This window comes from Cytobacillus sp. IB215316, assembly GCF_033963865.1.
GTDB lineage: Bacteria > Bacillota > Bacilli > Bacillales > SM2101 > Nanhaiella > Nanhaiella sioensis.
In genome coordinates, this window is the sequence record NZ_JAXBMC010000010.1 from 125791 (window position 1) to 140685 (window position 14895).

14 protein-coding genes are annotated in these 14895 nt (G+C 36.4%); all 14 read right to left on the bottom strand.

What is annotated here, in order from left to right:
* Positions 1–102: 102 nt before the first annotated feature.
* Positions 103–405 (bottom strand): flagellar hook-basal body complex protein FliE, encoded by a 303-nt coding sequence (fliE, locus tag SLH48_RS15725; protein WP_214482678.1) that lies wholly within the window; start codon positions 403–405, stop codon positions 103–105.
* A 10-nt stretch (positions 406–415) separates the two neighbouring features.
* On the bottom strand, positions 416–865 hold the full coding sequence (gene flgC, locus SLH48_RS15730; RefSeq protein WP_214482677.1) for a flagellar basal body rod protein FlgC: 450 nt from the start codon (positions 863–865) through the stop codon (positions 416–418).
* A gap of 3 nt (positions 866–868) precedes the next feature.
* Complete coding sequence (gene flgB, locus SLH48_RS15735; protein WP_214482676.1) at positions 869–1264, bottom strand: flagellar basal body rod protein FlgB; 396 nt, start codon at positions 1262–1264, stop codon at positions 869–871.
* Between the two features lie 974 nt (positions 1265–2238).
* On the bottom strand, positions 2239–3018 hold the full coding sequence (gene codY / locus SLH48_RS15740) for a GTP-sensing pleiotropic transcriptional regulator CodY (protein ID WP_214482675.1): 780 nt from the start codon (positions 3016–3018) through the stop codon (positions 2239–2241).
* A gap of 140 nt (positions 3019–3158) precedes the next feature.
* Positions 3159–4556 (bottom strand): HslU--HslV peptidase ATPase subunit, encoded by a 1398-nt coding sequence (gene hslU / locus SLH48_RS15745; RefSeq protein ID WP_214482674.1) that lies wholly within the window; start codon positions 4554–4556, stop codon positions 3159–3161.
* Positions 4557–4576: 20 nt separating this feature from the next.
* The gene (gene hslV, locus SLH48_RS15750) at positions 4577–5119 is read right to left on the bottom strand and encodes an ATP-dependent protease subunit HslV (RefSeq protein ID WP_214482673.1); all 543 of its coding nucleotides are present in this window, start codon (positions 5117–5119) and stop codon (positions 4577–4579) included.
* A 26-nt stretch (positions 5120–5145) separates the two neighbouring features.
* On the bottom strand, positions 5146–6048 hold the full coding sequence (gene xerC, locus SLH48_RS15755; protein ID WP_214482782.1) for a tyrosine recombinase XerC: 903 nt from the start codon (positions 6046–6048) through the stop codon (positions 5146–5148).
* Between the two features lie 66 nt (positions 6049–6114).
* Entirely contained in the window at positions 6115–7422 is a 1308-nt protein-coding gene (trmFO, locus tag SLH48_RS15760; protein WP_320258938.1) for an FADH(2)-oxidizing methylenetetrahydrofolate--tRNA-(uracil(54)-C(5))-methyltransferase TrmFO, read from the bottom strand.
* A gap of 83 nt (positions 7423–7505) precedes the next feature.
* Positions 7506–9581 carry a type I DNA topoisomerase gene (topA, locus tag SLH48_RS15765; protein WP_320258939.1) on the bottom strand — a complete coding sequence of 692 codons (2076 nt, stop codon included), beginning with the start codon at positions 9579–9581 and terminating at the stop codon, positions 7506–7508.
* A 176-nt stretch (positions 9582–9757) separates the two neighbouring features.
* Positions 9758–10639 (bottom strand): DNA-processing protein DprA, encoded by an 882-nt coding sequence (dprA, locus tag SLH48_RS15770; protein ID WP_320258940.1) that lies wholly within the window; start codon positions 10637–10639, stop codon positions 9758–9760.
* Positions 10640–10702: 63 nt separating this feature from the next.
* Positions 10703–11605 carry a succinate--CoA ligase subunit alpha gene (sucD, locus tag SLH48_RS15775; protein ID WP_214482669.1) on the bottom strand — a complete coding sequence of 301 codons (903 nt, stop codon included), beginning with the start codon at positions 11603–11605 and terminating at the stop codon, positions 10703–10705.
* Positions 11606–11623: 18 nt separating this feature from the next.
* Positions 11624–12784, bottom strand: coding sequence for an ADP-forming succinate--CoA ligase subunit beta (gene sucC / locus SLH48_RS15780; RefSeq protein WP_320258941.1), 1161 nt, complete (start codon positions 12782–12784; stop codon positions 11624–11626).
* A 98-nt stretch (positions 12785–12882) separates the two neighbouring features.
* On the bottom strand, positions 12883–13164 hold the full coding sequence (locus tag SLH48_RS15785) for an EscU/YscU/HrcU family type III secretion system export apparatus switch protein (RefSeq protein ID WP_320258942.1): 282 nt from the start codon (positions 13162–13164) through the stop codon (positions 12883–12885).
* The gene (locus SLH48_RS15790) at positions 13161–14891 is read right to left on the bottom strand and encodes a hypothetical protein (protein WP_320258943.1); all 1731 of its coding nucleotides are present in this window, start codon (positions 14889–14891) and stop codon (positions 13161–13163) included. Before SLH48_RS15790 ends, SLH48_RS15785 begins: the two co-directional genes overlap by 4 nt.
* Positions 14892–14895: the final 4 nt, after the last annotated feature.

Genomic DNA, 14895 nt, shown 5'->3' on the forward strand with positions numbered 1-14895 from the left:
CCGGTTATTCTAGCGAATTCTCGGTTGAGTAAATAACCGTTACTGTTTTATATCATCAGTCTTCTATCCATTTAACGGTTAAGAATATTATGTATTTGTATTTTACACTTGCATTCGCATAATTTCCTGATATGCTTCTACTGCTTTATTTCGTATTTCGAGAGACGTTTGTAAAGTTATGCTCGCTTTTTCAGCTGTAATCATTACTGTATGCAAATCAACATTTTCACCGTTTACAAGGCTTTCAATTGCATTATTTGAAGCAATTTGAGCATCATTTACCCGATTAATAGCACTTTTCAACATAGTAGAGAAGTTTTGTTGTGCTTGAGCAGGTGTGATGGTTGTCTTCATGTTTTGTTCAGGTGTGACAGCAGTACTTACAATTGGGGTTGCACTAATCATTATAATTCACCTACTTTCCTATTTCTAATGCCTTCATTAGCATCCCTTTAGAAGCATTCATAACAGTAACATTTGCTTCATAAGATCTAGTTGCGCTCATTAAATCGACCATTTCCTTCAACGGGTCAACATTTGGTAGCTCAACATAGCCTTCAGTATTTGCATCTGGATGTTCAGGGTCATAAACCAATCGAAACGGCGTCTCGTCTTCAATAATCTTTGTAGCTTTTACACCACTGCTAATATCTTCATTATTCATCGCCTTATTTAAAAATGATGAGAATTGACCACCATTTTCTTCTATATAAACCATTTTTCTTTTATAGGGTTGCCATTCACCATCTACTAATTTCCCGCGTGTCGTATCTACATTTGCCATATTCGATGAAATGACATCCATCCTAAGCCGTTGTACAGTCAGTGCTGAAGCAGTTGTATTCATACTTTGAAAAATAGACATGTATTACCTACCCCCTTTTATAACCGATTTTAATGATGCAAACTTTCCGTTAATTAAATCTGATAAAGCATAAAAATAGATTTGATTTTCAGCTAACAGGGTCATTTCTTTGTCTATATCTACGTTATTCTCATTGTGGTTAAAGATTAAATCACCCCTGCTTGAAACTGACATTGGATGTTGTCCAGAAGACGAGGAGATATTAAAGTGTCTAGCATTTGTTGCGTTGCCTTGAAACTCCTCCATCGCATTTTCTAGATTCAGTTTAAAACTAACAGATTTAGCTTTATAATACGGAGTGTCAACGTTAGCAATATTAGTTGAAATTGCTTTTTCTTTTAAAGATGAATAATTCAACCCCGACTCTAAAGCATTAACCGTATTAGAAAATAGCTTCATTTTAACCCCTCTATTCTGTGTTGAATAATGTAGTAACGCACATAGTTTATTGGTTAATCTGGAAAATCCTATTTAAAATTTGTAGGATAAATTACCAAATAAATAACATGATTTCATTATAACAGCTTTGTATTGCATGTCTATACGGAATGTCTAAAAAAACGACAAATTACCCCCATAAAAATGGCGATAAAAGTCGAATATACTATTTTTTGTCGTTTTAAAACTGGGTAAATTTACCCTTTATTCCACCTAATTTCATTATAAGTATAAAATTTCTTAAAAATGTCATATATACTCTACGTTATGTTTATGAAGTGCGGATACATATTCAGGAGGTTTTATTATAAATAGCTAGTGTATCATTTGATCTTTGTGCAAGAGATAACAACGTTAATCTGAACTCATAGTAATGATAAAAGGACTTATTATTGAATGAGTGCAAGGCTTGAAAAAATCCACTTAGTGAAACAGTTCGAAGATATTTAAGGGGAAGATTAATTGGGATAGGATAGGTAGGATGAAAAGATTTACAGGACACCGCTACAACGAATGAACGAAAAGTAGCAGCACAGAAAAAGCAATAGAATAATTTTCAGAAACGGCACTTGTCGTATTATCACCATTAAGCTATCAATAAGATAATTAATATATTGTAAGAGGAAACTATGACATGCTAACTTCTTAGTTGTTATTTATACCTATAGAAAAAGAAGTCTTATGTGATTATTTTCATTATATAAAAGAAAAGATGCTGCAATACTATAGTGGTATTGCGTTTATTAGTAAGATGAACAATAATCAATGCGAAAATAGCCTTTAGTTACTATTATGATCCTACGCATCATGACAAGAAATTCAAGTGTACTTCCTTACTCTCCTAAATAACACAAAAACAGCTAAAGAAAAATAGGTAATTTTTCTTTAGCTGTTTTATTTGTTAACTAGTTAACGTACAGCCTTCTCCAATGAAATTAATTAGATTTAAGCTTTTCTAGCTCTACTAAAAACTTATCATTTAACACCTTAATATACGTACCTTTCATTCCTAGTGAACGAGACTCTATTACACCAGCGCTTTCTAATTTTCTCAATGCATTTACAATAACAGATCGGGTAATCCCTACTCTGTCAGCGATTTTACTAGCGACTAATAGACCCTCGTTGCCATTTAACTCTTCAAAGATATGCTCAATCGCTTCTAATTCACTATAAGAAAGTGAGCTGATAGCCATTTGTACGACAGCTTTACTTCTCGCTTCTACTTCAATTTCTTCAGCTTTCTCACGTAAAATCTCCATTCCTACAACAGTTGCTCCGTACTCAGCAAGAATGAGATCATCATCATGGAACTCTGCTTCAACGCGAGCCAAAATCAATGTTCCAAGACGTTCTCCACCACCATTAATTGGCACGACCGTAGTTAGCCCAGATTTAAATAATTCTCTATTTTCTACAGGGAAGGCTGTATATTCACTTTGTACATCTAAATTAGAAGATGTTTCAGTAATATTGAATAAGTTATTCGTATACTCTTCTGGAAATTGGCGATCTTCTAGCATTTTCTTCATGCGCTCATTTTCAATTAATCGATTAATTGAAAAGCCAAGTAGTTTACCACGGCGACTTAAAATAAAAATATTACATTCAATTACATCACGTAGCGTATCAGACATTTCTTTAAAATTTACTGGTTTTCCAGCCGCTCTTTGGAGCATAGCATTAATTTTTCTCGTTTTTTCTAACAAATTCATTTCTTTCTTCCTCCTGTACTTTGCATTCATCAACTTCAGAGGTTATGTAAAAAGTCGGGTGCAGAACGATAATACTAAGAAGATCATAGTAGAATTTTCTGTTCTAATCCGATCTTTTCATCCTCCGTTAGAACACCTAGTTATAATATAAATTGACTTAAGTCTTTATCTTTTGCTATCATGCTCAGTTTTTCTTCAACATATTGTTGTGTTATCGTAATGCTCTCCATCGTAATATCAGGAGCTTCAAAAGATAATTCTTCAAGAAGTCGCTCTAAGATTGTATGAAGTCTTCGTGCTCCTATATTGTCAGTGTTTTGATTTACGTCAAATGCGATTTCAGCAAGCTTACGAATAGCATCGTCAGAAAATTCAAGTTGTATACCTTCTGTGCCTAATAATGCTGAATATTGTTTCAATAAGGCATTATTTGGCTCTGTTAAAATTTTAACAAAGTCTTCAATCGTCAACTTCGTTAATTCTACACGAATCGGAAATCTCCCCTGTAACTCTGGAATTAAATCCGACGGTTTAGCGATGTGGAATGCTCCAGCTGATATAAATAATATATGGTCTGTTTTTACCGATCCATATTTTGTAACGACGGTTGAACCTTCAACAATTGGTAAAATGTCTCGCTGCACACCTTCACGAGATACGTCACCAGACGATGATTGTTGACTTTTACTTGCGATTTTATCAATCTCATCAATAAATATAATTCCTGTTTGCTCTGCCTTTTGAACGGCTTCTTGTGTTACTTCATCCATATCAATAAGCTTATGGGCCTCTTCATGTGTTAATACTTTGCGAGCTTCACGTACAGTTAATTTGCGCTTTTTCCGTTTCTTTGGCATCAGCCCACTCAAAGCATCCTGCATGTTCATGCCCATTTGTTCCATACCTGAGCCTTGAAGCATGTCGAACATTGACGGTTGCTGTTCCTCTACTTCAACAGTCACATAATAATCTTCAAGCTCTCCTAATGCAAGCTTATGGGCAATTTGCTTGCGTTTTTCTTTTACTGAAACCTCGTCAGCTTGTTCCTCATTGTCACTTTGGGAAGATTGACCTCCAAATAACATCTCAAATGGATTTTTATAATTTGTTTGTTTAGATTTCCCTGGAGCTAGCAGCTCAACAAGACGTTTGTTGGCGTTTTCTTCCGCTCTTTCCTTCACTGCTAACATTTTTTCCTCTTTAACAAGACGGACTGACGTCTCCACAAGGTCTCTGACCATAGATTCAACGTCACGACCAACATAACCTACTTCAGTAAACTTAGTCGCTTCTACTTTAACAAATGGAGCTCCAACAAGCTTAGCTAAACGTCTAGCAATTTCAGTCTTACCAACGCCAGTGGGTCCTATCATTAAGATGTTTTTCGGTACAACTTCATCTCTAAGCTTCTCATCGAGAAGACTTCGACGGAAACGATTTCTTAAAGCAACAGCAACAGCTTTTTTTGCATCACTTTGACCTATAATAAACTTATCTAACTGCTCTACAATTTGTCTCGGAGTGAGATTCTTTCTCATTAAAAACCCTCCTTCATTGCTCAAAGTTGTTCAACGATAATCTGATCATTTGTATACACACAAATTTCACCAGCAATTTCTAAAGCAGCTTTGGCGATTTCTTCAGCTGATAAATTATCACCGGCATAATTTTTAAGTGCTCTGCCTGCAGATAATGCATAATTACCACCTGACCCAATAGCTAAAATTCCATCATCAGGTTCGATCACTTCACCGGTGCCCGAAATAAGTAACAAATGCGTTTTATCCATTACAATTAGCATCGCTTCTAATTTATGGAGAACTTTATCTGACCTCCACTTTTTCGCGAGTTCAACCGCTGCCCTTTTAATATTTCCATTATACTCTTCAAGCTTTCCTTCGAATAGCTCAAACAGCGTAAAGGCATCTGCAACAGAGCCAGCAAAGCCTGCTATAACTTTTCCTTGAAATAGTTTTCGAACCTTTTTGGCAGTGTGTTTCATTACAACGGCATTACCGAAAGTCACTTGACCATCACCTGCCATCGCACATTGCCCATTGTGGTGAATAGCAAAAATTGTTGTAGCATGAAACGTTGACATGACATATCCTCCTTTTTTACACTCACTCAGGCTCTAGGATGGTGCTTCATGTAAATATTACGCAAATGATCTTTAGTTACATGCGTATATATTTGTGTTGATGACAAATGCTCATGCCCTAAAAGTTCTTGAACAGATCGCATATCCGCACCTTCATTTAATAAATGTGTGGCGAATGTATGCCTAAGAACGTGTGGACTTATATGTATAGTTATGGAAGCCTGCTTTATCATCTTATCGAGTATGACACGAACTCCTCTTGCAGTTAAAGGCTCACCTCTGTAATTTAAAAACAGATGTCCTGTTTTTACTTGCGACTTATCCTGCAAGATTTGCCTACCTTCAGAAATGTATTTTTCTATTGATTCATGAGCAAAGCTACCAAATGGCACGTATCGTTGTTTATTTCCTTTTCCAGTAACTAATACTGTACCAATTGAAAAATCCAAGTCTTGTATTTGAATATTACAGCACTCACTAACACGAATACCAGTAGCATACAACAATTCTAGTATTGCTTGATTACGCAGCCCTAAAGGCGTTGAAATATCACTGACAGCAAATAATTGTTTTAGCTCTTCTTCATATAAAAATTGTGGTATCCTTTGTTCCTGCTTCGGTAAAGAAACGATGGAAAAGGGATTTTCGTTCACTAATTCTTCTCTTAACAAAAAGGCGAAAAAGCTACGCAGGCACGAAACCTTTCTTGCTATAGACTTTCTTGCATATTTCTTGCTGTGAAGTTCAGTCAAATAGATACGAACATCAGCATATGAAACATCCAAAAGCTTATCAATCGCCTGTTGATTCATAAACTGAAGAAAATGCAAGATATCATTTTTATAATGCATAATGGTATATTCTGAATAGTTTTTTTCAATTTGTAAATATTCAATAAATAATTGTAATTGTTTGTTCACATTTTTCAATTCGCCATACACCTCGCAAGGGCTACTAAATAGTAACATACTTTAGTAGCCCCTTGCAAACAATTTCTATACATTTTTTATAAAATTCTGAATTGTTTCTAACGCGCGATTTGCATAGCTTTCATAGCGTTCTTTTTTATTCTTTATCCTTACACCTAGGTCAGGAAACAAGCCAAAATTCGCATTCATTGGTTGGAAGTTTTTTTCATTTGTCGTTGTAATATACTTAGCCATACTTCCTATCGCTGTTTCTTCTGGGAATACTAACAAGTTCTTTCCGTCCACTGATCTGGATGCATTAATTCCAGCTACCAAACCTGAAGCAGCAGATTCAACATATCCTTCTACCCCTGTCATTTGTCCTGCAAAAAACAAATTCGGCTTATTATGGAATTGATATGTTGGCTTAAGTAAGTGAGGTGAGTTAATAAATGTGTTTCGGTGCATCACCCCATACCGAACGATCTCAGCATTTTCTAAACCAGGAATAAGTCGTAACACTTCTTTTTGTGCTCCCCACTTTAAATGCGTTTGAAAGCCCACTATATTGTATAACGTTCCTGCTGCATCATCTTGTCTAAGTTGAACAACAGCATGCGGTCTTTTTCCCGTACGTGGATCTTCTAAACCAACAGGCTTTAGCGGGCCAAAAAGCATTGTTTTGTGACCACGTTGTGCCATAACCTCAATTGGCATACAGCCCTCAAAATAAATTTCCTTTTCAAATTCTTTTAGTGGAACTACTTCTGCATTGATTAATGCCTCGTAAAATGTATTAAATTCCTCTTCGTTCATAGGACAGTTAATATAAGCAGCCTCACCTTTATCATAGCGAGATTTCAAATAAGCCTTGTCCATATTAATACTTTCTTTGTCAATAATCGGTGCAGCAGCATCATAAAAATAAAAATAATCCTGACCCGTTAGCTCTTTTATGTTGTTCGACAATGCCTTTGATGTCAAAGGTCCTGTTGCGATAACTGTAGGGGTATCATCTATATTAGTCATTTCCTCGTTAAACACTGTAACATTCGGATGATTTTTCACATAATCTGTGACCTTGCCCGCAAATTCGTGGCGGTCAACAGCTAACGCTCCACCTGCTGGCACAGCGCATTCGTCCGCTGCTTTAATTATAACTGAATCTAACATACGCATCTCTTCTTTAAGTACGCCTACAGCGTTTGTTAAGCTGTTTCCTCTCAGAGAGTTACTACAAACTAGTTCAGCAAATTTATCTGTATGGTGTGCAGGAGTTTGTTTAACAGGCCTCATCTCATATAAATTCACCTGAAAACCACGCTTAGCAATTTGCCAAGCAGCTTCACTTCCAGCAAGTCCTGCACCAATTACGTTTATAGCTTTTGTAGTCATTCTTTTTCCTCCATTATTGCATAAGCTTTCACAGTTTTTTGCTATCCAAAAGAGGTGAGCATCAAGTTAGCTCACCTTTATGGTTACTTCTGTTGCTCTTCTTTATAGTCACAATTTACACATTGAACTTGCATACCTTTTTTCAGTTTTTTCTCAACAAGCATGTGGTCACATTTAGGACACATACGTGCAATCGGTTTATCCCAAGAAACAAAATCGCATTCTGGGTATAAGTTACACCCATAAAATACTCTTTTCTTTTTACTTTTACGTTCAACGATACTCCCTTTATTACATTTTGGACATTGAACACCAATTTCTTTTACGATTGGCTTCGTGTTTCGACAATCAGGAAAATTTGAGCAGGCCATGAACTTACCGTATCTTCCCATCTTTATGACCATTGGATTCCCACAAAGCTCACAATCAACACCTGCAGGTTCATCCTTAATCTCCACTTTCTCCATTTCTTTCTCTGCTTTTGTTAAATGCTTTTCAAAGTCTTGATAAAATTTATCAATAATCGAAATCCATTCAACATCTCCAACTTCAATTTCGTCAAGATTTCGTTCCATATTAGCTGTAAATTCTACATCAATAATATCTGGGAAGAATTCAACTATGAGGTCCAATACTATTTCACCTAATTCAGTTGGAGTGAACCGCTTATTTTCTAGCGCAACATAACCACGTCTTTGAATGGTGTCTAAGGTAGGCGCATACGTTGATGGTCTTCCAATCCCTAACTCTTCGAGCGTCTTTACTAGCCTTGCTTCTGTATATCTCGGGGGTGGTTGTGTAAAGTGCTGCTTTGGCTCTAGGTCCTTCGAAATGATTGTATCACCCTTTTGTAGATCAGGTAACATATGATTTTTTTCTTCTTCTTGATCATCTGTACTCTCAACGTACACTTTCATAAACCCAGGGAATTTTACTTTTGAGCCATGTGCTTTAAACATCACTCCTTCATTTTCTAGCACAACAGTCATCGTATCCATCGTTGCTGGAGCCATTTGACTCGCAACGAACCGTTCCCAAATAAGCTTGTATAAACGAAATTGATCTCTACTTAAATACTGTTTAATTGAAGCTGGATCTCGATGTGTACCAGTTGGTCTTATTGCTTCATGTGCGTCTTGAGTATTAGCTTTCTTTTTTTTGTTGCGTTTATCCTCGGATAAATATTGTGTTCCATATTTATCTTCTATGTAAGCAGCAGCCTCATTTTGGGCAGTGTCAGAAATCCTTGTAGAATCAGTACGCATGTATGTAATGAGACCGACCGTACCACCCTTACCAAGCTCAATCCCTTCATAGAGTTGCTGTGCAAGCATCATTGTCTTTTTTGCACGGAAATTTAGCTTTCGTGCAGCTTCTTGTTGTAATGATGATGTCGTAAATGACAGCGCTGGATTACGTTTTCGTTCCTTTCTTGTCACGTTATTTACTTTAAATTCATTCCCGTTTATTTTACTAAGTACACTTTTTACATCGTCTTCCGATTTTAACTCTAACTTTTCACCCTCGATACTATGAAAGAAAGCTTCGAACTGTTTTTTGCCTTTAACAAAATCGGATCTGATTGACCAATATTCTTCTGGGATAAATTCCCCTATTTCTTTTTCTCGATCAATAATTAATCTAACCGCTACTGACTGTACTCTTCCGGCGCTTAATCCTTTTTTTACTTTTTTCCACAATAAAGGACTAATATTATACCCTACTAATCTGTCAAGTACTCTTCGAGCTTGCTGGGCATCGACTAAATCCATGTTTATCGCACGGGGATGCTTAAATGACTCTTTAATCGCATCCTTCGTTATTTCATTAAATACGACACGGCAGTTTGAATTAACATCGATTGCTAGGCTGTGAGCAAGATGCCAAGCGATCGCTTCTCCTTCACGATCAGGGTCAGCCGCTAAGTAAATCTTTTTTGCTTTTTTAGCAGCATTTTTTAATTCCTTTAAGACTGGCCCTTTACCTCTTATCGTAATATACTTTGGGTCAAAGTTTTTGTCTATATCGACACCCATTTGACTTTTAGGTAAGTCTCTAACATGTCCCATGGAAGCTTTTACTTTATATTTTTTTCCTAAATATCGTTCAATCGTCTTCGCCTTAGCAGGCGATTCCACAATAACTAGATAATCTGACATTCAAATGTCCTCCTCAAGAGGGTAATGATAATAATTCTCTAGGCGTTCATAAATGGCCTATCTATTTTCTCAACTCTCAATATTAATATAATTTTTTCTGATTTATAAAATCTTCACTATTATTAAATATTCACATACAGTTTGTCAAACTCTACTCTCAAAAAAGTTAACAAACCTTATATTTGTGATATCATTTCAGCTTCAATATCGTTGCTCGACATAACGAGCTTTGCACCTTGTTGAATGAGCTTATTTGTTCCAATTGAATGCTCAGCAAAAATTGAACCTGGTATAGCAAATACCTCTCTCCCCTGCTCTAAAGCTTGATCAGCTGTAATGAGCGAACCACTCGATTCTCTTGCTTCTATAATAACTGTACCGAACGATAAACCGCTAATAATTCTATTCCTCATAGGAAATTGCCATCGTTCAGGCCTTACGAAGGGCGGGTATTCTGATAATAATAAATTTTCCTTACTTACCATATTTGCAAGTTTTGCATTCTCTTTTGGATAAATATATTGAAAACCACCTGCAATAACAGCGATAGTTTTTCCCTTGTTTAATAAAGCTAACTCATGTGCTTTAGAGTCAATGCCTTTTGCTAAGCCACTAATAATGGTCCACCCCGATTGAATTAAAGGTAAAATGACCCTTTCTATACTTTTCAAACCATATGAAGAAGGATATCTCGCCCCCACAACACTAAGACATTTTTGATCTGAAAGTAATCGAATATCTCCTTTGGCATAGATTACCCAAGGGGGATCATATATTTGTTTTAGCATGTTTGGATACTCATCGTCAAATATTGTAACAATGTGAATATTGTAATCACTATACTTATTTAGCATACTTTGGATGTTAGAAGAATGCAAATCTTTCATGAGATTTTTCAGCTGAGAAGTGGAGATTGGGAGATGTGGTTGAAGATCTGTAAAAGAAGATTGATAGATTCTTGTTAAATTTGGATCGTAAGTTAAGAGGTTTTTTATTGACCTCCACCCGATGCCTCTACAATGATGTAAATGTATTAATCTTTTGCGAAAAGTGTCCATGAGCTCCTTCCTTTCAGACTAAATAGCCCCAAACCGAGTGGTATGGGACTATTTATTTATAGATTAATGAGTTTTACATTTTTCGTAAATGCCTTTTTCCTTAAGGGTAGAAATTAAAGTTTCTCCCATTACAGCTGGAGTATCAGCAACTTGAATTCCACACTCGTTCATCACTTTAATCTTTTCGTCAGCAGTACCTTTTCCACCAGAAATAATGGCACCAGCGTGTCCCATACGTTTTCCTGGAGGCGCTGTTCTTCCACCGATAAATCCGACTACAGGTTTTGTCATATTTTCCTTCACCCATAATGCAGCTTCTTCTTCAGCTGTACCACCGATTTCCCCGATCATAATTACAGCATATGTGTCTGGATCTTCATTAAATGCTTTGAGAGCATCGATAAAATCCGTCCCATTCACAGGGTCTCCACCAATCCCTACTGCAGTAGATTGACCAATTCCAGCTTGTGATAGCTGATGTACTGCTTCATAGGTTAATGTTCCAGAACGAGACACTACACCTACATGCCCTTTTGTATGAATGTATCCAGGCATAATACCGATCTTACATTCCTCAGGAGTAATAACCCCTGGACAATTTGGCCCAACTAAACGGGTCTTTTTACCTTCCATATACTTCTTAACCTTTACCATATCAAGAACTGGAATATGTTCAGTAATACAAATCGCAAGGTCAAGCTCAGCATCTACTGCTTCTAGAATTGCATCAGCTGCAAAAGGAGCTGGCACATATATGACAGATACATTAGCGCCTGTTGCCTTCACTGCTTCTTCAACCGTGTTAAATACTGGAACGCCTTCAGCTTCAGTTCCACCTTTACCTGGTGTCACACCAGCAACGATTTGCGTGCCATATTCTAACATCTGCTTAGTATGAAAAAGAGCTGTTGAACCTGTGATACCTTGGACGATTACTTTTGTATCTTTATTAATAAATACACTCATTTCGTTCCCCTGCCTTTCTTACCCTACGTGTTCTACGATTTTTTGAGCACCATCAGCCATTGATTCTGCTGCAATAATATTTAAACCAGACTCTTGTAAAATTTTCTTCCCTAGGTCGACGTTTGTTCCTTCTAAACGGACAACAAGAGGAACGCTTAATTCTACTTGTTTAGCTGCTTCTACAACACCCGTTGCAATAACATCACATTTCATAATTCCTCCGAAAATATTAACAAAAATCCCTTTAACACTTTCATCAGATAGAATGATTTTGAAAGCTTCAGTTACTTTTTCAGCAGTTGCACCACCACCAACATCAAGGAAGTTTGCTGGGTCACCGCCGTAATGTTTAATAATATCCATCGTCGCCATAGCAAGGCCCGCTCCGTTAACCATACAACCGATATTACCGTCTAATGAAATATAACTTAAGTCATATTTCGAAGCTTCAATTTCTTTTTGGTCTTCCTCATCAAGATCACGGTAAGCTAAAACATCTTTTTGACGATAGAGAGCATTTGAGTCAAAGTTTAATTTTGCATCTAGCGCCATAACGTTCCCATCACCTGTTACAACAAGTGGGTTAATTTCAGCAATGGAACAATCTTTTTCGATAAATGCTGTATAAAGACCTATCATAAATTTGACAGCCTTGTTCACTAGTTCTTTAGGAATATTAATATTAAATGCAATTCGTCGTGCTTGGAAGCCAGTTAATCCAACTACAGGATCAATGTACTCCTTAAAAATTTTCTCTGGTGTTTTTTCTGCTACTTCCTCAATTTCTGTACCGCCTTCCTCTGATGCCATTAAGACGACACGGGAAGTTTCACGATCCAATACAAGCCCTATATAGTATTCCTTTTTAATATCGCAGCCCTCTTCAACTAATAGGCGTTTGATTTCTTTACCTTCTGGACCCGTTTGATGAGTAACAAGTATTTTACCTAAAAGGTCATTTGCATATGTACGAACTTCATCAATACTTTTCGCAATTTTTACGCCACCTGCTTTACCACGACCACCAGCGTGGATTTGCGCTTTCACAACACAAACTTCCGTTCCTAGTTCCTTCGCTGCCTCAACTGCCTCTTCAGCTGAGAAGGCAACTTTGCCATTCGGAACGGCTACCCCGTAACTTCTGAGGATTTCTTTCCCTTGATATTCATGGATATTCATTTCCCATCCTCCTACTAAATAACAAAATAAAATAGACTGCGCTTTCATTTTATATAATGGCTAGTATATTGTCTAGCATTCCAACAAAATTATTATTTTTATCTTTCACCTTGTTGTTTATCCACACGGTAAATAAAGGCAAATATTTCTGCTACTGCTTCATATAATTCTTCAGGAATTGCTTCATTTATATTTAGCTGACTTAACAAATTTACGAGTGTAGGGTCTTCCTGAAGAGGAATATTATGCTCTTCAGCTAGAGAAATAATATTCTCTGCAACAATCCCTTTTCCCTTGCCAACAACCGTTGGGGAAGATTTTTTTTCGCTATCATATTTAAGTGCAATCGCTTCTTTAATTAAATCTACTTTTTCACTCATATACGTATATCTACTCCATAATAGTTGTTATCGACATGCTTTTTCTCTGCTATAGATTGAGTGATTGACACATTTTGTTTTCCTTCAGCCGATTGCAAAACTTTAACTGAAGATAGCTGATAGTCTAACGAAAGTAAATTTTCTTTCAAAACATTTTGCATACTTTTAATGAGATTAGCCAATCCTTCCGTATCATTAATAATTGAAATATTAATAATACGATTTTGAATGTGTACATCTATAACTGTTTCCTTTATTGATTCTAACTCCACAAAAAAGATGACTCGACAAAAATTCGGGTCAATTTCGCCACTCTGTTGTTTTTTTCCACTCCATTGAATTGATACATCAGTCAACCGATCGTATAACGGTACAGGTAGCTGCATCATTATATGTTGAAATGGACCTTGTTCCTGACTTAACAACTGTTGAGCATTTAATCTGTATAAAACGCCCTCAATGCTTTCATTTAGCTGCTTAGAAATAGACTGTTGTAAAATAGTTAACAGCAATGGTTTTATTGACTCTAATCTTTCAATTTCGTGAGGGGTTTTTGTAAAGTCTTTTAATAGTGATTCATAGTCTAAGCCCATCGAATTACTAATTTGTTGAAATGCCATTTTAACTGCCGTTCCATTTTCCCAACCATCATTATTTTGAATTGATTGACCAAGTTGGAAAAAAAGCTGTTTCTCCTTAGTACTAAAACCTATTAAATCATCTTTACCTTTTGTTATTTGCTCAACAATTTCATTTAATTTATTGCCTATGCCACTCACATCCATATTTGATCCTAGACGTGAAGAAATTGTTCCGATGATACTTTTATCTTTGTCGGTTATTCCCTCCACCGTTAATATCGTATGTAGTTGAGCAACCACTTTTTCAACACTTGGTAATAAATTAGACCTGTTCACTAGCTCCTTGGAAGAATCAATATCTACTTGTATAGTATTGTTGGATTTGTTTGTTTGTACAGTAAGTTTATCAAGTATTGACAATATAGTTTGTTTGTCCGCTATGTGAGTATTGTCATCAACGAGCGTCTGCAGAAGCTTACTTAAAGTGGTTTCTTGCGATTGACTATTTACCGAAATAATCGACGCTATTTTCGCTTGCAGCAGTTTATTCTCTGCTGATTGGAACTGTTGAGCTCCTAATAATTCTTGAATTTGATGCAACTGTTTGCTTAACGGCTCTTTGCCGTATGTAGAAGAAATTGAATGATAAACTTCATCCGTAAATGGGAGGTCATTAACGAGCATCGTTTTAATCGTTTGTAACGTTCCTTCACGGTCAGTAGATTGTAGAAACCAATTACTAGCATGGTTGATCTCCCCTTTCGTGAAGGGCATGTTTTCTTTCATCAAAAAACGGAGAAGAGCAATATTAGCCTTTGAGTCATCCAATTGAAATTGACTGAGGAGTTGGGTGATCATACTAGATTCGTTCATTTGATTTTTTGTAGATGTGGCATTTCCTATTACTTTTAAATTTAATTGCCCCTCATGATTTGTAGCCTGAAACCAATAGTCTACACCTACCGATAACGGTACTTCAAATGAAGCCAATAATTTCATTCCACCAATTTGAACAGCAGCAATATCATTAGGAAAAAGCTTCGTTACTTTCCCTTGAAAAATATCTCCTTGATTTATTGATACCGCTTTAGTTTGTTGAATCTGTGTATCGTTAATAAAAGTGTGTATAAGCGACGGATGAATCATTATT